At 73.8% G+C, this 21242-nt stretch carries 22 protein-coding genes and 1 pseudogene; 2 read left to right on the top strand and 21 right to left on the bottom strand.

Annotated elements, in window-relative coordinates; genetic code table 11:
* Positions 1–130 precede the first annotated feature (130 nt).
* Entirely contained in the window at positions 131–1201 is a 1071-nt protein-coding gene (locus tag AB0K43_RS19330) for an FtsX-like permease family protein (RefSeq protein WP_363641260.1), read from the top strand.
* On the top strand, positions 1198–1893 hold the full coding sequence (locus AB0K43_RS19335; protein ID WP_363641262.1) for an ABC transporter ATP-binding protein: 696 nt from the start codon (positions 1198–1200) through the stop codon (positions 1891–1893). The genes AB0K43_RS19330 and AB0K43_RS19335 overlap by 4 nt, the downstream gene beginning before the upstream one ends.
* A gap of 61 nt (positions 1894–1954) precedes the next feature.
* On the opposite strand, the gene AB0K43_RS19340 is transcribed toward AB0K43_RS19335, so the two are convergent.
* The 21 genes and pseudogenes from AB0K43_RS19340 to AB0K43_RS19440 form a co-directional block, all read right to left on the bottom strand.
* The gene (locus AB0K43_RS19340; RefSeq protein WP_363641264.1) at positions 1955–2665 is read right to left on the bottom strand and encodes a GntR family transcriptional regulator; all 711 of its coding nucleotides are present in this window, start codon (positions 2663–2665) and stop codon (positions 1955–1957) included.
* A gap of 65 nt (positions 2666–2730) precedes the next feature.
* A complete protein-coding gene (locus AB0K43_RS19345) occupies positions 2731–3666 on the bottom strand; it encodes an ornithine cyclodeaminase family protein (RefSeq protein ID WP_363641266.1) in 936 nt (311 codons plus the stop codon).
* Positions 3666–4688: a proline racemase family protein gene (locus AB0K43_RS19350; protein WP_363641268.1), complete on the bottom strand. Its 1023-nt coding sequence runs from the start codon at positions 4686–4688 to the stop codon at positions 3666–3668. The genes AB0K43_RS19345 and AB0K43_RS19350 overlap by 1 nt, the downstream gene beginning before the upstream one ends.
* Complete coding sequence (locus tag AB0K43_RS19355) at positions 4685–6064, bottom strand: aldehyde dehydrogenase family protein (RefSeq protein WP_363641270.1); 1380 nt, start codon at positions 6062–6064, stop codon at positions 4685–4687. The genes AB0K43_RS19350 and AB0K43_RS19355 overlap by 4 nt, the downstream gene beginning before the upstream one ends.
* Before the next feature lie 14 nt (positions 6065–6078).
* Positions 6079–7080: a proline racemase family protein gene (locus AB0K43_RS19360; RefSeq protein ID WP_363641272.1), complete on the bottom strand. Its 1002-nt coding sequence runs from the start codon at positions 7078–7080 to the stop codon at positions 6079–6081.
* 70 nt (positions 7081–7150) lie between these two features.
* Entirely contained in the window at positions 7151–8014 is an 864-nt protein-coding gene (locus AB0K43_RS19365; protein WP_363641400.1) for a dihydrodipicolinate synthase family protein, read from the bottom strand.
* A 135-nt stretch (positions 8015–8149) separates the two neighbouring features.
* Positions 8150–9610 (bottom strand): NAD(P)/FAD-dependent oxidoreductase, encoded by a 1461-nt coding sequence (locus AB0K43_RS19370; RefSeq protein ID WP_363641274.1) that lies wholly within the window; start codon positions 9608–9610, stop codon positions 8150–8152.
* Positions 9591–9911, bottom strand: coding sequence for a (2Fe-2S)-binding protein (locus tag AB0K43_RS19375; protein WP_363641276.1), 321 nt, complete (start codon positions 9909–9911; stop codon positions 9591–9593). The genes AB0K43_RS19370 and AB0K43_RS19375 overlap by 20 nt, the downstream gene beginning before the upstream one ends.
* The gene (locus AB0K43_RS19380) at positions 9908–11077 is read right to left on the bottom strand and encodes an FAD-binding oxidoreductase (protein ID WP_363641278.1); all 1170 of its coding nucleotides are present in this window, start codon (positions 11075–11077) and stop codon (positions 9908–9910) included. Before AB0K43_RS19380 ends, AB0K43_RS19375 begins: the two co-directional genes overlap by 4 nt.
* Before the next feature lie 120 nt (positions 11078–11197).
* Positions 11198–12091, bottom strand: coding sequence for a twin-arginine translocase subunit TatC (gene tatC, locus AB0K43_RS19385; protein ID WP_363641280.1), 894 nt, complete (start codon positions 12089–12091; stop codon positions 11198–11200).
* 239 nt (positions 12092–12330) lie between these two features.
* A complete protein-coding gene (locus tag AB0K43_RS19390; protein ID WP_363641282.1) occupies positions 12331–12501 on the bottom strand; it encodes a hypothetical protein in 171 nt (56 codons plus the stop codon).
* Between the two features lie 10 nt (positions 12502–12511).
* Positions 12512–12739 carry a hypothetical protein gene (locus AB0K43_RS19395; protein ID WP_363641284.1) on the bottom strand — a complete coding sequence of 76 codons (228 nt, stop codon included), beginning with the start codon at positions 12737–12739 and terminating at the stop codon, positions 12512–12514.
* A 9-nt stretch (positions 12740–12748) separates the two neighbouring features.
* Positions 12749–13705 carry a WYL domain-containing protein gene (locus tag AB0K43_RS19400; protein WP_363641286.1) on the bottom strand — a complete coding sequence of 319 codons (957 nt, stop codon included), beginning with the start codon at positions 13703–13705 and terminating at the stop codon, positions 12749–12751.
* A gap of 4 nt (positions 13706–13709) precedes the next feature.
* Positions 13710–14681, bottom strand: a complete 972-nt coding sequence (locus tag AB0K43_RS19405; protein WP_363641288.1) for a WYL domain-containing protein — start codon at positions 14679–14681, stop codon at positions 13710–13712.
* A 146-nt stretch (positions 14682–14827) separates the two neighbouring features.
* The gene (locus tag AB0K43_RS19410) at positions 14828–15199 is read right to left on the bottom strand and encodes an FKBP-type peptidyl-prolyl cis-trans isomerase (RefSeq protein WP_363641290.1); all 372 of its coding nucleotides are present in this window, start codon (positions 15197–15199) and stop codon (positions 14828–14830) included.
* Between the two features lie 153 nt (positions 15200–15352).
* Positions 15353–16639 (bottom strand): FKBP-type peptidyl-prolyl cis-trans isomerase, encoded by a 1287-nt coding sequence (locus AB0K43_RS19415; protein WP_363641292.1) that lies wholly within the window; start codon positions 16637–16639, stop codon positions 15353–15355.
* Between the two features lie 116 nt (positions 16640–16755).
* On the bottom strand, positions 16756–17745 hold the full coding sequence (locus AB0K43_RS19420; protein WP_363641294.1) for an FKBP-type peptidyl-prolyl cis-trans isomerase: 990 nt from the start codon (positions 17743–17745) through the stop codon (positions 16756–16758).
* 105 nt (positions 17746–17850) lie between these two features.
* On the bottom strand, positions 17851–19212 hold the full coding sequence (gene pafA / locus AB0K43_RS19425) for a Pup--protein ligase (protein WP_363641296.1): 1362 nt from the start codon (positions 19210–19212) through the stop codon (positions 17851–17853).
* A gap of 144 nt (positions 19213–19356) precedes the next feature.
* A complete protein-coding gene (prcA, locus tag AB0K43_RS19430; protein ID WP_363641298.1) occupies positions 19357–20163 on the bottom strand; it encodes a proteasome subunit alpha in 807 nt (268 codons plus the stop codon).
* A 36-nt stretch (positions 20164–20199) separates the two neighbouring features.
* On the bottom strand, positions 20200–21042 hold the full coding sequence (gene prcB, locus AB0K43_RS19435; protein WP_363641300.1) for a proteasome subunit beta: 843 nt from the start codon (positions 21040–21042) through the stop codon (positions 20200–20202).
* Positions 20994–21116 (bottom strand): annotated as a pseudogene (locus AB0K43_RS19440) (endonuclease VII); the annotation flags it as partial. The pseudogene AB0K43_RS19440 and the gene prcB, both read right to left, overlap by 49 nt.
* Between the last annotated feature and the right edge of the window lie 126 nt (positions 21117–21242).

The following is a 21242-nucleotide window of genomic DNA, read 5'->3' on the forward strand; positions in this document are numbered from 1 at the left end:
ACCGTTCGATGGATTCCCGGCTGCATCCGACGGTGGAGGCGAGGTGCCCTCCTCTCCACGATGGCGGCGGCGTCGCGGGCGGCCAGGGTGGGTGACGCCATCGGACAGCCCCCTCCACCGGAAGGTCCCCGTGTTCGTCGCACTGCGTGACATCCGCTTCGCCAAGGGCCGCTTCGCCCTCATGGGCGCGGTCGTCACCCTGATCACCACGCTGGTCGTGTTCCTCTACGGCCTCACCGGCGGCCTGGCCGCCGCCGCCTCCTCGACCGTCGCCGCGCTGCCGGCCGACCGGATCGTGTTCGGCGCCCCGGCCGGCGCCGCCCCGACGGTCTCGTTCGGCAACTCCACCGTCTCCGCCGAGCAGCAGGCCGCCTTCACCGCCGCGCCCGGCGTGCGGGCCGCCCAGCCGCTGGGCATCTCGCTGACCAGGCTGACCGCGGCCGACGCGGCGGCCTCGGTCAGCGTGCTGGGCTCCCCCGCCGAGTTGCTGCCGCCGCTGCGCCAGGGCGCGGCCCCGCAGGACGGCCAGCTGGCGGTCGGCGCGGACACCGCGCGCACGTACCACCTGTCGGTGGGGGCGCGGGTCACGGTCGGCCCGAGCACGCTGACCGTCTCCGCGATCACCGCGGAGCGCTCGTACTCGCACGCGCCCACCGTCTGGACCACGCTGGCCGGCTGGGAGCGGATCAGCGGCCAGAGCCGGCCCACCGCGCTGGCGCTCACCGGCGCCCCCGCCGCGGCGGCCGCGCTGGACCGGGCCCAGGGCACCACGACCGTGGCGCTGGCCGACGCGCTGGCCGGGATCAACGGCTACGCGGCCGAGCAGGGCAGCCTGCAGCTGATCCAGGGCTTCCTGTTCGCGGTGAGCGCGCTGGTCGTCGGCGCCTTCTTCACCGTCTGGACGGTGCAGCGGCGCCCCGACATCGCGGTCCTCAAGGCGGTCGGCGCGAGCAGCGGCTACCTGGTGCGGGACGCGCTGGCGCAGGCGGCCGCGGTGCTGCTCGCCGGGGCGCTGCTCGGCGGGGCGGTCGGCGGGGCGGGCGGGCTGCTGGCCTCCGCCGCGGTGCCGTTCGACGTCGGGCCGGCCACCGTGGCCGTACCGGTGGCCGCGATGGTCCTGCTGGGCCTGGCCGGGGCCGCGCTGGCGGTCCGCCGCATCACCTCCGTCGACCCGCTGGCCGCACTGGGAGCCTCCCGATGACCACGACCCCCCAACTCACCCGCACCGGCCTCGCGTTGCGCGGGGTGACGCTCAGCTACCCGGACGGCGAGAGCCGGCTGACCGCGCTGGACGCGGTGTCGCTGGTGGTCGCCCCGGGCGAGTTCACCGCGGTGGTCGGCCCGTCCGGCTCCGGCAAGTCGAGCCTGCTGGCGGTGGCCGCCACCCTGCAACGGCCCGACACGGGCGAGGTGATGATCGACGGTCAGGACACCGGAGCGCTCGGCGACCGGGCCCGGACGGCGCTGCGCCGCGAGCGGCTCGGGATCGTCTTCCAGCAGTCCAACCTGCTGGCCTCGCTGACCGCCGTGGAGCAGCTGCTGGTGCTGGAGTCGGTCCGCGGCGGGCGCCCGGCGGCGGCCCGGGCCCGCGCCGAGGAGCTGCTGACCTCGGTCGGGCTGGACGGCGCCAAGCAGCGCCGCCGTCCGCACCAGCTCTCGGGCGGCGAGCGCCAGCGGGTGAACATCGCCCGGGCGCTGTTCGGCCGTCCCTCGGTGCTCCTGGTGGACGAGCCCACCTCCGCCCTGGACCACGAGCGCGGCACGCAGATCGTCGAGCTGCTCGCCGAGGTCACCCGCACCCATGGGACGGCGACGGTGATGGTCACCCACGACCGCGACCTGCTCCACCGCGTCGACCGGGTGGCGCAGATGCACGACGGCCGCCTCCGCTGAGGCAGCTCGGTCGAGGCCGCTCACCTGAGGCAGCTCGGCCGAGGCCGCCGACCCGGACGGGTCAGCGGGCGCCGAGTCGCAGGGCGGGGCGCTCCTCGACGGCGTGCTCCGCGCCGGAGGCCCAGAGCGAGCGGATGTGGCCGAGGTGGCGGGCCATGCACTCCTCGGCCTCGTCGGCCCGGCCGGCGATCATCAGGTCGAGCAGCTCCAGGTGCTCCTCGGCGGAGGTGACCAGCTCGCCGCGCTGGTCCAGCCGGTTGAGGCCGTAGAGGCGGGAGCGCTTGCGCAGGTCGCCGACGGTCTCCACCAGGCGGGCGTTGCCGGCCAGTCCGAGCAGGTCGAGGTGGAACTGCCGGTCCGCCTCCAGGTAGCCGATCAGGTCGTGCTCCCGGGCGGCGACCACGATGGCCTGGGCCTCGGGGCGCAGCGCCTCGAGCTGTTCGGGGGTGGCGGTGCGGGCGACCCGGCCGACCGTGGGCACCTCGATCAGGGCGCGGATCTCGGTGTACTCGTCGAGGTCCCGCTCGCTGAGCTCGGTGACCCGGAAGCCCTTGTTGCGGACGGCCTCGACCAGGCCCTCGCGGGCGAGGTCGAGCATCGCCTCGCGGACGGGGGTGGCGGAGACCCCGAAGTCGGCGGCCAGGGCGGGCGCGGAGTAGACGACGCCGGGGCGCAGCTCGCCGGAGATGAGCCCCGCGCGCAGTGCGTGCGCGACCTGGTCGCGCAGCCGCTCCTGTACCGAGATGAGGGTGCGGGGCTTTCGGTCCGCCATGGTGTTCCTCCGGGAGTTTGCAGGACACCATTGTACAATGTCACGTTACTCAAATTGTGGAAGATTCAAACGCAATTCGGGTGACATTCGTATTGCCTGGCAGCGACTGCCAGATCCTGCCAGGCCATCCCGACGCTCTTGAAGAACCGCGGCCGGTCGAGCGGGGCAACTGCCCCATCGTTCACCAGTTCTGAGAGGTTCGCAAGGCTCGCCGGAACGGCCTCCCCGACCTCCCGGAAAGCCATCAGCAGATCGCCCGCCTCGCGCAACGCGGTGGCCCTGGACTCGGTGTAGAGCGCGGAGCGCCGCACCAGCGCGCCGTCCACCTCGCGCGCCCCGGGCTCGTGCGAGCCGACCGCCGCCACCACCGCCCGGTCCGGCACCAGCGCGCCGTCGAACAGCGGCGTACGGGCCGTGGTGCAGCAGACCACCAGATCCGCCCCGGCCACCGCACCGGGCCCGCCGGCCACCGCCTCCAGCCCCAGCGCGCGGCCCCGGGCGCACAACTCCTCGGCCCGCACCGCACTGCGTCCCACCACCGTGAGCCGGGTCAGCGGGCGGATCGCGGCCAGCGCCTCCAGATGCCCGTACGCCTGCGGGCCGGTACCGAACAGCACCAGGTGCTCCGCGTCGGGCGTGGCCAGCCGGCCGAGCGCCAGCGCGGTGACCGCCGGGGTGCGCAGCGCGGTCAGCGCGGCGCCGTCGAGCAGCGCCAGCGGCCGCAGGGTCGGGCCGTCCAGCAGCAGGTAGCTGCCGGTGATCCGGGGCAGGCCGCGGGCCGGGTTGGCCGGCGCCACGCCCGCGATCTTCACCCCGGCGTACCGCCCGGCCGCGGCCGGCATCAGCAGCAACTCCCCGGCCGGGACGGGGATGTTGGCGCGGGCGGGGCACTGCTCCGGGTCCAGGCCCTCGCGCAGCACGCGCTCCAGCGCCTCGACCGCCCCGGCCGGGGAGAGGGTCAGCTCCAGGGTCGGCGCGAGGCCGATCGGTTCGTCGGCCATCAGAGCTGGAATCCCGTCCCGAGCCCGTCGAACGGGTCGAGCTCGAAGCGGTGCTCGCCGGTGCGGTGGGCCGTGCCGGTGACCTCGGTGACCACCCCGTCCGGGTGCTCCCCCACCACCCGGCCGGTGAACACCGTGCCGATCACCGACTCGTGCCGCAGCTGCTCGCCCGGGCCGAGCCGGCCGTCGGCGGCGAGCAGCGCCAGCCGGGCGGAGGTGCCCGAGCCGCAGGGCGAGCGGTCGATCTGGCCGTCGGCGAAGACGGTGACGTTGCGCTGGCTGGGGCCCTGCGGGGTGTCCGGCAGCTCCTCGTGGAGGATCACCCCGTAGACACCGGACAGCCGTGGGTCCCGAGGGTGCCGGGTGCCCGGGCCGGCCGCCAGCGCGGTGCGGATCTCCCGTCCGACCGCGGTCAGTTCGGGCAGCCGGTCGGACCGGACGGTCAGGCCGAGGTCCGCGGCGCGGACCGAGGCGTAGCAGGCGCCGGAGTGGGCCAGGTCGACCTCGACGGTGCCGCGCGAGGTCGGCACCGCCACCTTGCGGGCGGTGACCAGGGTCGGCACGTTGCGGAAGGTGACCGCGGTGGTGCGGCCGCCGGCGCGGTGCACGGCCGCCGAGACCCGGCCCGAGGGCACGTCGATCCGCACCCAGGCGGTGCCGTCGGCCGGCGCGGCGACCAGGCCGGAGTCCACCGCCCAGGCGCCGAGCGCGATCGTGCCGTGCCCGCAGGCCGTCGAGTAGCCGTCCTTGTGCCAGAACAGCACCCCGAAGTGCGCCTCGCTGTCGTCGGCCGGCACCACGAAGCCGCCGTACATCCCGGCGTGGCCGCGCGGTTCGCGGGAGAGCAGCCGGCGGACCTCGTCCAAAGCGCCGGGGCGCGGGGCGGTGGCGCTGCCGCCGGCGCCGAGCGCGACGGCCCGGCGCTCGGCGACGGTGTCACCCGGGACGGGCGGCAGGCCGCCGGTGACGATCCGGAACGGCTCACCGGCCGCGTGGTAGTCGACGGTGCTGATCGGGTTCATCGGGACGTCCCGGCGGGCAGCAGCGTGACGGTCCGGCTGGAGGTGAAGAAGTCCAGCACGGCCTGCCCCTGCTCCCGGCTGCCGTAGCTGGCGGACTTGGCGCCGGAGAACGGGAGGTGGAAGTCGACGCCGCTGGACGGCGCGTTGACCCGGATCATGCCGGCCTCCAGCCGGTCGGCGGCGGCCAGCGCGGTGTCCAGGTCGCGGCTGTGCACCGAGGTGGCGAGCGAGTGCCGGGTGCTGTTGGCCAGGTCGATCGCCTCGTCCAGGTCGGCGGCCGTGACCAGCACCGCGAGCGGGCCGAAGAACTCCTCGGCCAGCAGCGGGTGGCCGTCCGGGACGTCCTCCAGCAGGGTCGGTTCGAGGTACCAGCCGTCCCGCTCCGGCCGGGAGCCGCCCGCCACCACGGTGGCGCCGGCGGCGACCGCCGAGTCCAGCGCGCCGGTGAGCCGGTGCAGCGCGGCCTCGCTGATCACCGGCCCGCAGACGGTCTCCGCCTCCCCGGGCGCCCCGGTCGCGGTCGCGGTCAGCGCCTTGGCGAGCGCCTCGCGCAGCGGCCGGTGGGCCGCCCCGACGGCGATCACCCGGCTGGTGGCGGTGCACTTCTGGCCGGCGTACCCGGCGATGGCCGCGGCCAGGTGGGCGGCGGCCTGCTCGATGTCCGCGTCGGGCAGCACCAGCGCCGCGTTGAGACCGCCCATCTCGGCCTGCACCGGCACCCCGCGGGCGGCGGTGGCGGCGATCACCACCCGGCCGACCCCGGTCGAACCGGTGAAGGAGACCACGTCGACCGCGTCCACCAGCGCGGCGCCCTCCTCGGCCCCGCCCGGCACCACGGTGAGCACGCCCTCCGGGAGGCCGGCCAGCTCGGCCAGCCGCAGCGCGCAGGCGGTCGCCTCCGGCGCGGGCTTGAGCACCACCGTGTTGCCGACCGCGAGCGCCGGCGCGGCCTTCCAGGTCGGGATGGCCAGCGGGAAGTTCCACGGCGTGATCAGCCCGGCCACCCCGTACGGGCGGCGCCGGGTCATCAGCAGCCCCTGGCCCGCGGCCGGTTCGTGCAGCTCCCCGGCCGGGGCGTACGGCGCCTGCGCGTAGTAGCGCCAGATGGCGACGGTCCTGGCGACCTCGCCGCGGGCCTCCGCGACCGGCTTGCCGACCTCGCGGACCACCAGCGCGGCGAGCTCCTCGGCGTGCGCCTCGAGCGCGGCGGCGGCCCGGCCCAGGGCGGCCGAGCGGCCCGCGGCGCCCGCGCCCAGCCAGGCCGCCCCGGCGGCCCGGGCCCGCTCCACGGCGGCGGCGGTGCCGGCCGCGCCGGGGGCCTCGACCCGGATCACCAGATCGCTCGGGTCGGCCGGGTTGTACGAGTCGATGCTCATGGTGCGGAAGCCTTTCAGAGCAGGAAGCCGGCCGGGAACGGGTCGTCCGGGTCGAGGAAGTACTGCGCGGTGCCGGTGATCCAGGCCCGGCCGGTGACGGTGGGGACGACCGCGGGCAGGCCGGCCACGGTGGTCTCCTCCACCAGGCGGCCGGTGAAGGTGGTGCCGATGAAGGAGTCGTTGCGGAAGTCCTGGTGCAGCGGGAGCTCGCCGCGGGCGTGCAGCTGGGCCATCCGGGCGGAGGTGCCGGTGCCGCAGGGCGACCGGTCGAACCAGCCCGGGTGGATGGCCATCGCGTGCCGGGAGTGCGCCGCGGTGGAGCCCGGCGCCAGCAGCTGGACGTGGTGGCAGCTGTGGATCGACGGGTCCTGCGGGTGCACCGGGCGGTCGGCCTCGTTGATGGCGTCCATCAGCGCCAGGCCGGCGGTCAGGATGTCCTGCCCGCGCTCGCGCTCGAACGGCAGCCCGAGCTCGGCCAGCGGCAGCACGGCGTAGAAGTTGCCGCCGTACGCCAGGTCGTAGCCGACGGTGCCGTAGCCGGGCACCTCCACCTTCCGGTCCAGCGCCACCGCGTAGGAGGCCACGTTGCGGATGGTGACGGCCTTGGCCGCGCCGTCCTGGACGGCCACCTCGGCGATCACCAGCCCCGCCGGGGTGTCCAGCCGGACGGTGGTGACCGGCTCGACCACCTCGACCATGCCGGTCTCCACCAGCACCGTCGCGACGCCGATCGTGCCGTGGCCGCACATCGGCAGCAGCCCGGAGACCTCGATGTAGAGCACCCCGAAGTCGGCGTCCGGCCGGGTCGGCGGCTGCAGGATCGCCCCGCTCATCGCGGCGTGGCCGCGCGGCTCGTACATCAGCAGGGTGCGGAAGTGGTCCAGGTGCTGCTGGAAGTGGACCCGGCGCTCGGCCATGGTGCTGCCGGGGATGGTGCCGAATCCGCCGGTGATCACCCGGGTCGGCATGCCCTCGGTGTGCGAGTCGACGGCGTGGAAGACGTGGCGGCTGCGCATGGGTTCGATACTCCCTCGTACGGGCCGGGGCGGGCCGGCTGTCCCCGCAGCCGGCCCCGCTGACAGTGCGTTACTTCAGGCCCTCGGCCAGCGACTTCTCGGTGGCGGCCCGGACGGCGGCCTCGATCTCCGGGGAGAGCGGGAAGCGCGGCGGGCGGACCGGCCCGCCGGGGCGGCCGGCGATGTCCATCGACAGCTTGATGGCCTGGACGAACTCCACCTTGGAGTCCCAACGCAGCAGCGGGTGCAGGGACTTGTAGAGCGGCAGCGCGGTGGCCAGGTCACCGGCCACGGCGGCGTGGTAGAGCGTGGCGCAGGCCTGGGGCAGGGCGTTCGGGTAGCCGGCGATCCAGCCGACGGCGCCGGCCAGGGCCAGCTCCAGCAGCACGTCGTCGGCGCCGATCAGCAGGTCGAGACCGGGGGCCAGCTCGGCGATCTCGTACGCCCGGCGGACGTCGCCGCTGAACTCCTTGACCGCGACGATCGAGCCGGCCGTGTGCAGCTGCGCCAGCAGCTCGGGCACCAGGTCGACCTTGGTGTCGATCGGGTTGTTGTAGGCCACGATCGGCACGCCGGCCTCGGCGACCTCGGCGTAGTGCGCCCGGACGGCGGCCGCGTCGGCCCGGAAGGCGTTCGGCGGCAGCAGCAGCACCGAGCCGGCCCCGGCCTCGCCGGCCTGCTCGGCCCAGCGGCGCGCCTCGGCGCTGCCGTACGCGGCGACGCCGGGCATCACCCGGGAGCCGTCGCCGGCCGCCTCGACGGCGACCGTGACGACGCGGGCGCGCTCCTCGTCGGTGAGGGTCTGGTACTCGCCGAGCGAACCGTTGGGGACGACGCCGTCGCAGCCGTTGTCGATCAGCCAGCGGACGTGCTCGGCGTAGGCGTCGTAGTCGACGGAGCGGTCGTCACGCAGCGGGAGTGCGGTGGCGACCATGATGCCGCGCCATGGACGGGTGGGGTCATGGGGTGCGTGGGACACGGGGGATTCTCCTGTGTGGTGAGGTGTGACATTTTATAGGATTTGACGGGGTGGCCACAAGAGCCGCCCCGCAGAAATCCGCCGGACGGCCTAGGCCGGCACCTCCGGCTCCGCCGAGGCCTGCGGCTCCTGCGCCGGCAGCCGCTCCAGCTGGGCCAGCGGCACCGGACAGGCCAGCGGGCGGCTGTCCGCCCTGGTCGAGGGATCGCCGGACAGGCAGGCCACCGCCGCCCCGCACATCCGCCCCTGGCACCAGCCCATCCCGGCCCGGGTGAGCAGCTTGACCGTCCGGGCGTCGGTGGCCCCGAGCTCCTCGACCGCCTCGCGGATCCGCCCGGCCGGGACTTCCTCGCAGCGGCAGACCTCGGTCTGCGGGGTCAGCCACTGCGTCCAGCCGGGCGCGGGCCGGTGCGCGGCGGCCATCAGCTCCGCGAACGCCCGGCGGCGGTCGCGGCGGCGGGCGACCCCGGGCGGGGCCGCGCGCCCGGCGACGGCGTGCGCGGCCAGCACCCCCTCGGCCAGCGCCAGGTCGGCCCCGCCGACCCCGCAGGTCTCCCCCACCGCCCACAGGCCGGGCAGGCTGGTGCGCTGCTCGGCGTCCACCCGCAGCGCGACCGTGCCGTCCGGGATGACCCGGGTGTCGGCGCCCAGCTCGGTCGCCAGCTCGATCTGCGGGATCAGGCCGTGGCCGACCGCCACCGCGTCGCAGTCGATCCGGCGTCCGGTGCCGGGCACCGGCCGCCAGTCGCGGTCCAGCCGGGCCACCGTCACGCCGGTCACCCGGTCGTTGCCGTGCACCTCGACCACCGCGCTGGCCCGCCGCAGCCGGACCCGGTGACGCAGCAGCCGCGCGCCGTGGCCGGCGCCCTCCACCAGCTTGGCGGGGTTGCCGAGCAGGGTCGGCAGGCCCCGGGCGTAGCCGAGGTAGGTCCCGGCCTCGACGATCGCCGGCACCTCGGCCCCCGCGGTGACCAGCGAGGAGGCGGCGGCCAGCAGCAGCGGGCCGCTCCCGGCCACCACGATCCGGCGCCCGGGCAGCACCAGCGAGGACTTGAGCATGGCCTGCGCACCGCCGGCCGTCACCACACCGGGCAGCGTCCAGCCGGGGAAGGGCAGCTGGCGCTCGTACGCGCCGGTGGCGAGCAGCACCGCGCGGGCCCGCAGCACCGCCGCGTCCCCGGCGTCGCGGCCGGTGGTGGCGTGCAGGCGCCAGGGTGCGCCGGGCTCGGCGGTCCAGACGTGGTGGCCGCTCAGGTAGCCGATCCGCCGGTGGCCGATGTGCTCCCGCAGGCGGCGGGAGAGGCCGGCGAAGGCGGACCAGCCGTGGTGCAGCCGCTCGGGCCGGGCCGCGCGCAGGCCCGGCGCGGGGTGGCGGTAGTACTGTCCGCCCGGGCGCCCGCCGGCGTCCAGCAGGGCCACGCTCAGGCCCAGGTCGGCGGCGGTGACGGCGGCGGCCAGCCCGCCCGGCCCGGCCCCGATCACGGCCAGGTCGTAGACGGCGGCAGCGTCCTCGGCGGCGGGGCCGCGCTGGTCAGACGGCGAGGTCGGCACGGCCGTGGCCCTCCTGGGTGGTGACGCTGTCGCCGGGCCGGGCCGGGAGCAGGCAGGTGCGCCGGTTGGGCTCACCGTTGACGGTGGCCAGGCAGTCGAAGCAGACGCCGATCCCGCAGAACGCGCCGCGTGGCCGGCCGCCGACCCGGGTGGTGCGCCAGGCCAGCACGCCGTCCGCCCAGAGCGCGGCGGCGATGGTCTGGCCCGGCAGGGCGGGCACGGGGCGCCCGTCGAACTCGATGGTGTGCCCGGGCCCGGGCTCGGCCCCGACCAGCTCGGCGGGGGTGCGTCGGGTACTCATGCCTCTCCCTCGGGGGCGGGCCGGCCGGCGAAGCGGTCGGGCCGGAACGGGCTCGGGTCCAGCTCCGGCGGTGCGCCGGTGAGCTGCGCGGCGATCAGCCGCCCGGTGGCGGGGGCCAGCCCGATGCCCGCGCCCTCGTGGCCGCAGGCGTGGTACAGGCCGGGCGCCCGCGGGTCGGCGCCGATCGCCGGCAGGTGGTCCGGCAGGTACGGGCGAAAGCCCCGGTAGGCCCGCTGCACGGCGACCGTGCGCAGCACCGGGAAGAGCGCGGCGGCGTTGCCGGCCAGCCGGCGCAGCACCTCGACGGACAGCGTCCGGTCGAAGCCGACCCGCTCCCGGCTGGCGCCGATCAGCACCGGTCCGCCGGGGGTTCCCTCGACCACGGCGGAGCTCTGCAGGGCGGCGGAGCCGCTGGCCACGTCGGCCACGTAGTCGGCGGCGTAGACCTTGTGCCGGACGATCCGCGGCAGCGGCTCGGTGACCAGGACGAAGCCGCGCCTGGGCAGCACGGGCAGCTCGACCCCGGCGAGCCGGGCGAGCTCGCCGCCCCAGGTGCCGGCGGCGTTGACCACGGCAGCCGCGTCCAGCCGGCGGCGCTCGGTGGTGACCCCGAGCACCGAGCCGTCGGCCCGGGTGCGCACGGCCCGCACGGCCTCGCCGAGGATCAGCTCGGCGCCGCCGGCGCGGGCGGCCCGCAGCAGGTGGGCGGCGGCCAGCGCGGGCTGGACCTGGGCGTCCTGCGGGTAGTGGAAGCCGCCGGCCAGGTCGGCGGCGAGGTGCGGCTCCAGCTCGCCGAGCTCGTCCCCCTTGACCTCGGCGGCCTCGACCCCGGCCGCGGCCTGCGCGGCGGCGAACCGCCGCAGCAGCGCCATCCCGGCCGCGTCCCGGGCGACCACCAGGCCGCCCTTGGGCTCGTACTCGACCGCGACCCCGAGGGTGTCGGCCAGCTCCAGCCAGAGCCGGGTGGAGAGCAGGGCCAGGTCCAGCTCGGGGCCGGGCTCCTTGTCGGAGACCAGCAGATTGCCTTCACCGGCGCCGGTGGTGCCGCCGGCCACCGGGCCGCGGTCGACCACGGCGACCCGCAGGCCGGCCTGGGTGGCGTAGTAGGCGCAGGCGGCGCCGACGACACCGGCGCCGATCACCACGACGTCGTGGGGGGATCGCATGGACACGGCAGTAATATGTCACATGGCGATGGAGCTGCCAAGGTGGCCCGCCGGACCGGCGCGGTCATGGCGAAGGCCCCGCCCCGCCGGGCGGCGGAACGGGGCCTTCGTGGGCGTCGATCAGGTGATGTCGTCCATCTGCTCGTGCCGGGCGGCGGGCACCGGGGCCGGAGCGGCCGGCGTGGCCGAGGCCGCCACCGACTCGGCGCCGTCCACCTCGTCCACCGAGAGGTCGACCTGCGAGGCCTCGTCGTCGTCCAGCCCGGCGTCCGGGTTGCGGCGCAGCCGGCGGCGGTCGTTCAGCACCGAGATGCCGACGGCCAGGAAGTACAGGCCCCACATCGGCGCCGCCAACGCCAGCATGGTCAGCGGGTCGGCGCTCGGGGTGGCGAAGGCGGCGAAGACGGTGATCGCCATCACCATCGCGCGCCACCAGCCCAGCAGCCGCTTGCCGGTGAGCACCCCGATGACGTTCAGCATCACCAGGAACAGCGGGAACTCGAACCCCAGGCCGAACACCACCACCATCCGGGTGACCACGTCGAGGTAGTCCTCGACCGGCAGGATGTTGGAGACGTGGTCGGCCGTGAAGGAGATCAGCATCTGCGCGGTCAGCGGCATGACCAGGTACGCGAAGGCCGCGCCGGCCAGGAAGAGCGGGGTGCCGGCGCCGAGGAAGGTGAGCGAGTACCGGCGCTCGTGCTTGTGCAGGCCCGGCGAGACGAACTTCCACAGCTGGTACAGCCAGACCGGGGTGGCGGCCACCAGACCGGCCGTGAGGCTGACCTTGAGCACCAGGGTGAACGGGGTCAGCAGGCCGATGTTGACCACGCTGGCGCAGTTGGTGTCACCCGGCAGCGGCTTGCCGTCCGGGCCGCACTGGGGCAGTGGCGCGGTCAGGAAGTCGATCAGCGGCTTGTTGAAGTACGCGGCGATGATCGTGAACAGCAGGATCGCCAGGACCGACTTCACCAGCCGGCTGCGCAGCTCGCGCAGGTGATCCGCGAGGGCCATCCGGCCTTCGGGATCCTTGGGTGCTTTGGAAGACTTGCTCAACCCCGGTCCTCGAACTCGTGCGACGAAACCCGCCGGGCGGCGGGCCCCCGTGCTGAGCATCGGTCAGCTCAGCCAATCCGGGTACTGCCCTGCTGCGGGCGATGGTAGCCGCTGCCGATGTCGGCCCGGCAACCGCCCGGTGGCCGAGGCGGCAGGCCCCTCCCGCACCGCAGGGACCTGCCCTAGAGGGTAACCCGCTACCGCCGGTGTCCGGCGAGGGCGCCGGCCGCCTCGGCGAGCGCCCGGGAGGCGCCGTCCACCTCCCGGGCCAGCACCCGGACCTGCAGCCAGAGCCGGCAGCCGAGCACGCCGAGCACCAGCAGGCCCGCGGTGGCCGTCAGGACGGCCGCGATGACGATCCACTCCATGGCGCCGACCCTATCCGTCCAGCGGCAGCAGCCGCATGGTCCGCACCCCGGCCGCGCTCAGCGCGGCGACGATCTTCTCCCCGGCGGTCTTGCGCACCGCCGCGCCGCACTCCGGGCAGGTGAAGCTGTAGAAGGTCCGCTCCGCGGTGGCCCCCAGCGCCAGCCGGAAGTCGGTGACCGGCAGCTCCACCTTCTCCCGGCACTGCGAGCAGTAGACCTTGAATCTGGTGCCCTCCACCACCCCGGATCAGACCTGCCCGTCCCGGTAGGCGTCCAGCGCGGCCAGCGCCGCGGCCCTGGCCTGCTCGGCCGGCTCGGGCGGGGAGACGATCCGGCCGTCCCGGCCCAGCCGCAGCGCGAGCGGGCGCAGCCCGGAGGGGTCGGCGCTGCGCAGGGTGATCCGCAGACCGCCGTCGGGCAGCTCCTCGGCCGAGTCGTGGGTGTAGTACTCGGCCACCCAGCGCCCGCCGGGGCCGACCTCGACCACCACCTCGGGGTCGTCGGCGGCCGGGTTGACCAGGCCGGCCGACAGGTCGCGCGGCTGCAGCCGGGGCGCGTCGGCGGCCTCGTCCAGCACCTTGATCTCGGCCACCCGGTCCAGCCGGAAGATCCGCCGGTCCTCGGAGACCCGGCACCAGGCCTCCAGGTAGGTGTGGCCCTCGGTGACCAGCCGGATCGGGTCGACCTCGCGCTCGGTCATCCCGCCGCGCCCGTGCGACCAGTACCGCAGCCAGATCCGCCGGCCCTCGCTGAGCGCCCGGTCGATGTCGGCGAAGACCTGGCCCTCGGCCTCGAAGGTGACGCCGACCCGGGCGCTTGACTCGGCGCTCTCGCCGGCCGCGTCCTCCAGCTTGGCGACGGCCCGGGTGAGCGCCTGCCGGTCCCGCTCGCGCAGACCCGGCAGCCCGGCCACCGCGCGGGCGGCGACCAGCAGCGCGGTCGCCTCGTCGGCGGCCAGCCGCAGCGGCTGGGCCACGTCGTCGACGTTGTGCCACCAGATCCGCTCGCCGTCGGTGTCGATGTCCAGCAGGTCGCCGCCGCGGAAGCTGGTGCCGCACATCGGCAGCACGTTGAGGTCGCCGATCAGCTCGCGCTCGGTGATGCCGAAGGCGCGGGCCACCTCGGCCACCTCGGCACCCGGGCGCTCGCGCAGGTAGGTGACCAGGGAGAGCATCCGCCGGGTCTGGTCGATCGCGTTGCTCATGGCCTTACTCCCCCTCGGCGAGGCCGGCCACCGCGCGCAGCCGGTCGATGACGTCGGCCCGCAGGTCGTCCGGGCCCAGCACCACCACGTCCGGCCCGAACTCGGCCAGGTCGGCGCCCAGCCCGTAGCCGTACGGGATCTCCAGCTCGTCCCACTGCTCGTCCACCCGGACGCTGCCCAGCGCCTTGGTCCGCAGCGGGAAGGCGGCGCCGCGGCGCAGCCGGACGGTGGCGGTGCTGGTGGCCCCCTCGCCGGCGAACCGGGCCACGTAGGCCCGGACGTCCACGTGCTCGGGCACCGCGCCGGTGAAGGCGCCGGCCCGCGAGCGGACCTTGCCGGTGATCCGGCTGAGCCGGAAGACCCGGGCGTCCTGCCGGTCCCGGTCGTAGCCGGCCAGGTACCAGTGGCCGCGCCAGCACTCCAGCGCCCACGGCTCGACCGCGCGCTGCTCGGGGACGGCGGCGCCGGCCTTGCGGTACTCGAAGCCGACCGGGCGGCGGTCGCGGGCGGCGGTGAGCAGCGGCTCGAAGGCGGCCTCGCGGGCCGGGATCCGCGGCTCCAGCGCGCTGTGCTCGGTGTCCTCGGCGAACGGCACGCCGGCGGCCCGCAGCTTCTGCAGCGCACCGCTGGCCGCGCCGGACATCTTGGCCTGCTGCCAGACCCGGGCGGCCAGGCTCAGCGCGGCGGCCTCCTCGGCGTCCAGGGCGATCTCGGGCAGCCGGTTGCGGTCGCGGCGGGCCAGGTAGCCGATCTCGCCGTCCAGCGCGTTCTCGTCCACGTCGATGACCAGGCCGAGCTCGCGCAGGTCGTCCTTGTCCCGTTCGAACATCCGGTTGAAGGCGTCCTCGCTGCCCTGCTGCCAGGCCTCGCGGTAGGCCTCGATGGACTCCCGCAACTCCTTCTTGGAGAGCGGGCGTCTGGTGTTCATCAGGCACAGCGCAAGGTTCATCAGCCGCTCTGCCTTGGCGATCGCCATCGCGGACCTTCCTGGGAGTCTCGGCGGGACATTCTTGATCCGGCGGACCCGACCGTACCGGTACGGGCACGCTGCGCAAAAGCCGAGTCCGTGAACGCCGCAGGGGCCGCATCCCGCCGGGCGGGATGCGGCCCCTGCGGGCGGGCTCAGACGCCGAGCAGGTCGACCACGAAGATCAGGGTCGAACCCGGCGGGATGAGCGGGCTCGGCGACTGGTTGCCGTAGGCCAGGTGGGCCGGGATGACCAGCTCGCGGCGGCCGCCGACCTTCATGCCCTGGACGCCCTGGTCCCAGCCCTTGATGACGCGGCCGCCACCCAGCGGGAAGCGGAAGGACTGACCGCGGTTCCAGGAGGCGTCGAACTCCTCGCCCGACTCGAAGGTGACACCCACGTAGTGGACCTCGACCATCGCGCCGGACTTGGCCTCGGCACCGTCGCCGACCACGATGTCGCGGATCTGCAGTTCCTTCGGCGGCTCGCCGCCCGGGAAGTCGATCTCCGGCTTGCTGATGCTCACAACAGACTCTTCTCGTTCGCTGATAGACACATGACGCGGCGGCAGCCGCCCGCGCCGAAGTCCTGTCCAGGACCACGGTACGACCGGCTGCCGCCCGTCGAAGTCAGGCCCGGCCGCGAGTTGCCCCGCGCCGGATCACCTTGACATTGTGTCTCAGCCGCTGCCGCCGCCGATACCGGCATCCAGGATGTCGACCACGAAGACCAGCGTGGAGTTGGCCGGGATGGTGTCCTTGGCCTGGTCCTTGTAGGCCAGCGAGGCGGGGATCACCAGCTCGACCCGGCTGCCGATGGCCTGCCCGACCAGGCCCTTGTCCCAGCCCTCGATGACGTTGCCGCCACCGGTGACGAAGCTGAACGCCTGACCCCGGTCGAGCGAGGAGTCGAACTTCTTGCCGTCCTTGTAGAGCGCGCCGGTGTACTGGACGAGGACGCCCTCACCGGACTCGACCTTGCGGCCCTTGCCCTGGATCAGCACCGCGGTCTTCAGCTCGGTCGGGTCGGCCGCGCCCGGCACCGGGGTGATCTCGGCGGCCTTCTTGCCGTTGTCCTTGACCTTCGGGAAGTCGGACGGCGGGGGCGTGACGTCACCGCTGAGCACGGCGTCCGGCGCGTTGGCGTTGCGGATGTCGATCACGAAGACCAGGTTGTCGGTCGGCCCGACGCCCATGCCCTGGCTGCCCTGCTCGCGGAAGGCCGCGGCCGGCGGGGCCACCACCAGCAGCCGGCTGCCGACCTTGTGGCCGGTCACGGCGGCGTCCAGGGCGGGGATCAGCTGGCCCCCGTCGGCCTGGAACAGCTGCGGCTTGCCGCCCTCGTACGAGCCCTGGATCTCCTTGCCGGTGGTCCAGTTCATCGCGGTGAAGTCGGCGGTGACCCAGCTGTTCTTCTCCACCTTCGGGCCGTTGCCCGCGCTCAGCTCCTTGACCACGAAGGTGCCGTCGGCCGCCTCCTTGGGCAGCGCGATGGTGGCCTTCTGGCCGAAGTCGCCGGTGACCGTCGGGAGCACCTTGGCGGTGTCCTTGATCGGCGGCACCGGGGCCTCGGTGGGCGACGGCGACGCGGTGGGCGCGGCGTCGGCCTTGGTGGCGGGGGAGCTCTTGGAGTCCGGCTTGTAGGCCAGGTAGAGCGTGATGCCGCTGCCGACCAGCAGCAGGGTGAGCACCGTGCCGAGGATCACACCCAGCTTGCCCACTCCGGGCGGGTTCTCGTTGTAGCCGGCCTCCGAGACCTCCTGCTTGCGCTTGGTGGAGGCGAAGACCTGCGGCTGCTCGTCGTCCTTGGGCGCGGCAGGGGCGGCCGGGGCCTGGCCCCAGCCGGCCTGCTGGGCCAGGATCGCCGGCGGCACGACGATCGACTCGCGGTCGGGCGATGCCGGGCCTGGGCCGACCGCGCCGTTCGCGGTCCCGGCCTCGCCCGGGCCCGACGCTTTCTCAGACATGACTCCCCAATTCATCTCGCCCGACGACAGGTACCAACTGCGGAAGGGCAGCAGTATGTCAGGTCACCATGAGGACGGACGTTCAGGTTCGCGAACGCCCGCCCGACCCCATGGGATCAGACCGCCTCAAGAATGTCGATCACGAAGACCAGCGTCGAGTTCGCCGGGATGGCACCGCTCGCCTTGTCCCCGTAGCCCAGCGCCGGCGGCACCACCAGCAGCACCCGGCTGCCGACGGTCTGGCCGACCAGGGCCTGGTCCCAGCCCTTGATCAGGCTGCCGGTGCCGACCTGGAGCGCCTGCGCCCCGCCGTGGCTCCAGGAGGAGTCGAACTGCTTGCCGTCCGCCCAGACCACGCCGGTGTACTGCACCAGCAGGGTCTGCCCGGAGCTGACCTCCTTGCCGTCGCCCTTGATCAGCACGAAGGTCTGCAGGTCGGTCGGCGGGGCCTGGCCCGAGGGCACGGTGATGGTCGGCGCGGCCTTCCCGTTGTCCGTCACCTGCGGCATGTTCGCGGGCGGCTCGGACATCGTGCCGGTGATCGTGGAGTCCGGCGGGACGTCCTGCATGATGTCCAGCACGAAGACCACGGTGTCGTCCTTGCCGATCCCGAGCGCGCTGTTGCCCTGGCTGCCGAAGGCCGCCGCCGGCGGGGCCACCACCAGCACCCGGCTGCCCACCTTCTGGCCCACCACGCTCTGGTCGAAGGCGGGCACCAGACCGCCGCTGCCGGCCTGGTAGAGCTGCGGCTTGCTGCCCTGGTCGTAGGAGCTGGGCAGGTCCTTGCCGGTGGTCCAGTCCTTGGCGGTGTAGTTCACGGTGACCCAGTCGTTCTTGGCCACCGTCGCCCCGCTGCCCGCCGAGACGGTGTTCACCACGAACTGGCCGCTGGGCTTCGCGTCGGGCAGCGTGATGGTCGCCTTGCTGCCGAAGCTGCCCGTCACGGTCGGCATCGGATCGGCCGAGGCGACCGGGCTCGGCACCTCCACCGGGGAGGCGGCCGTGGCGGTGGACGAGGAGCTGCCCGACGAGGACCCGGATCCGCTGCTGCACGCGGCCAGCAGGACGGCGAGGGGCACAACCAGAAGACCGGCGAATCTACGCATGCGGCTCAGCGTATGGCCCGATTCGTCCGGGTTGTCGGAGACACAAGCACAAGACAAAGGGGTGGTGATCGGACAATCCGCCCGACCACCACCCCGGTGCACCGGTCACATGCCGGCGATCAGCTTCTCCACCCGCTCGTCCACCGAACGGAACGGGTCCTTGCAGAGCACCGTCCGCTGCGCCTGGTCGTTCAGCTTCAGGTGCACCCAGTCCACCGTGAAGTCCCGGCGCTGCTCCTGGGCCTTGCGGATGAAGTCGCCGCGCAGCCGGGCGCGGGTGGTCTGCGGGGGCACCGACTTCGCCTCGAAGGTCTTCAGGTCGGTGGTCACCCGGGTGGCCTGCCCCTTGTTCTGGAGCAGGTAGAACAGCCCGCGGCGGCGGTGGATGTCGTGGTAGGCCAGATCGATCTGGGCGACCCGCGGGTTGGACATGGTCATCTGGTGCTTCTCGCGGTACCGCTCGATCAGCTTGTACTTCATGATCCAGTCGATCTCGTTGCCGACCCGGGCCAGGTCCTCGGTGCGGACCGCCTCCAGGGTGCGGCCCCACAGCTCGAGCACCCGGGCGATGGTGCCGGTGTTGAGGCCCTTGCGGTCGGCGAACTCGAGCGCCTTGGTGAAGTACTCCTCCTGGATGTCCAGCGCGCTGGCCTCCCGGCCGTTGGCCAGGCGCACCTGGTGGGTGCCGGTCAGGTCGTGGCTGACCTCGCGGATCGCCCGGATCGGGTTCTCCAGGGTGAGGTCGCGCATCACCACGCCGGCCTCGATCAGCCGCAGCACCAGGTCGGTGGCGCCCACCTTGAGCAGGGTGGTGGTCTCCGACATGTTGGAGTCGCCGACGATCACGTGCAGCCGGCGGTACCGCTCGGCGTCGGCGTGCGGCTCGTCCCTGGTGTTGATGATGGGTCGGGACCGGGTGGTCGCCGAGCTGACGCCCTCCCAGATGTGCTCCGCCCGCTGGCTGACGCAGAACACCGCACCCCGCGGGGTCTGCAGCACCTTGCCGGCCCCGCAGATCAGCTGGCGGGTCACCAGGAACGGGATCAGGACGTCGGCCAGCCGGGAGAACTCGCCGTGCCGGGCCACCAGGTAGTTCTCGTGGCAGCCGTACGAGTTGCCGGCCGAGTCGGTGTTGTTCTTGAAGAGGTAGACGTCGCCGGCGATGCCCTCCTCGTGCAACCGCCGCTCGGCGTCGACGAGCAGGCCTTCGAGGATCCGTTCACCGGCCTTGTCGTGCGTCACCAGCTCGGTGACGTCGTCACACTCGGGGGTGGCGTACTCGGGGTGCGAGCCCACGTCCAGATAGAGGCGTGCACCGTTGCGCAGGAACACATTGCTGCTGCGGCCCCAGGAAACTACGCGGCGGAAGAGGTACCTGGCCACCTCGTCCGGAGACAGACGCCGTTGTCCCCGAAACGTACACGTGACACCGTACTCGTTCTCCAGCCCGAAAATTCGGCGGTCCATGAGGCATCTTTTCTCTTCCGAGGGCCTTTCGAAACCCACTGCGACGATGCCAATCCGATCACGGCGAACCGCCAAATGCCCGTAGGCGCACGTGAATCCCGTACGGCGCGAATGCTCGCTCCGTACGGGATCCACCCCGCCGGGTCACTCGCCGGCGGACTCCGACCCGTCCTCGCCCGGGGCGGCCTGTGCGGCCCCGCCGGACGGCTGGTCGGCGGGCTCCGGCGCGGAGTCGTCCGCGGCCGTCTCGTCGCCGCTCAGCAGGCGGGCCAGCTGGCCGCCCAGGATGCGCTTGAACTTGCGCTGCTGGGGCCGCTGGCGGTCCAGCACCGCCACCTCCAGCTGCTCCGGGGTGAGGGTGCGCGGGCTGCCGCCGTTGGGGTCGCGGGCCAGCGCGTCCACCGCCACCCGGAGCGCCTCGACGAGGGTCATACCGGCCCGGTGGCGCTGGCCCAGGTAGTTGCCGATGGAGTCGGCGTTGCCGCCGACCACGACGGAGTTCTTCTCGTCGACCACCGAGCCGTCCGGGGTGAGCCGGTAGATCTGGTCGTCGTCGCCGGTGCGGCCGACCTCGGCCACGATCAGCTCGACCTCGTACGGCTTCTCGCCGACCGAGGAGAAGATGGTGCCCAGGGTCTGGGCGTAGACGTTGGCCAGCCCGCGGGCGGTCACATCGGCCCGGTCGTAGGAGTACCCGCGCAGGTCGGCGTAGCGCACGCCGCCGATCCGCAGGTTCTCGAACTCGTTGTACCGGCCGACCGCGGCGAAGGCGATCTTGTCGTAGATCTCCGACACCTTGTGCAGTGCGCGGGAGGTGTTCTCGGCGACGAACAGGATGCCGTCGGTGTAGGTGAGCACGACCACGCTGCGCCCGCGGGCAATGCCCTTGCGGGCGTACTCCGCGCGGTCCGCCATGGCCTGCTGAGGCGAGACGTAGAACGGTGTGGACACCGGTGGACCGTCCCTTCCGGGTGAGGAGTGCGCGGACTAGAGGAGCGGGGCCTGCGGGCCGTTGGGGTGCTCGCGGCGGCCGGCGGTGATGGAGACCGCGATCGCGGACACCTCGTCGTCGGACAGCCGGCGGAAGCCGTCCTCGGTGATCACCGAGACGATCGGGTAGATCCCCCGGGCGACGTCCGGGCCACCGGTGGCCGAGTCGTCGTCAGCGGCGTCGTAGAGCGCCTGCACGGCCAGCGTGGCGGCCTGATCGGCGGTCAGGCCGTCCCGGTAGAGCTTCTTCATCGCGCCGCGGGCGAAGACCGAGCCCGATCCGGTCGCGGCGAAGCCGCGCTCCTCGGAGCGGCCGCCGGTGACGTCGTAGGTGAAGATCCGGCCCCGGCCGAGGTCGAGGTCGTAGCCGGCGAAGACCGGCACCACGGCGAGGCCCTGCATGGCCATCGGCAGGTTGGACCGGATCATCGTGGTGAGCCGGTTGGCCTTGCCCTCCAGCGAGAGGACGGCGCCCTCGATCTTCTCGTAGTGCTCCAGCTCCAGCTGGAACAGCCGGACCATCTCGACCGCGAGGCCGGCGGTGCCGGCGATGCCGACCGCGCTGTACTCGTCGGCCGGGAAGACCTTCTCGATGTCGCGCTGGGCGATCACGTTGCCCATGGTGGCCCGGCGGTCACCGGCGATCACCACACCGCCGTCGAACACCGCCGAGACGATGGTGGTGCCGTGCGGCGCCTCGATCGTCAGCCCCTCGGGGAGGGTGCGGCCGCCGGGCAGCATGGACGGCGAGTGCTGGGCCAGGAAGTCGATGAACGACGAGGACCCCGGGGTCAGGAAGGCAGCCGGTAGACGCCCGGTGCCACCAGTGTTGGCTTCCACACGTTTCCTTCCAGTGGACGATCAGTGCAGCTGATGACCCGGACCTTACCCGCTTCCGGCCCGTGATCCACATGTCGGGACCGGTGCGCTTGCGGGCACTGCGCCGGGTGGAACGGGAGGCCGCGGCGGCGGGCCGGACCGGCCCGGACAGCACGCAGCGCCACAGACGCGATTGGCGCCTGCAGCGCTGCCCGCCCCGA

It is taken from the genome of Kitasatospora sp. NPDC049258, assembly GCF_040678895.1.
GTDB lineage: Bacteria > Actinomycetota > Actinomycetes > Streptomycetales > Streptomycetaceae > Kitasatospora.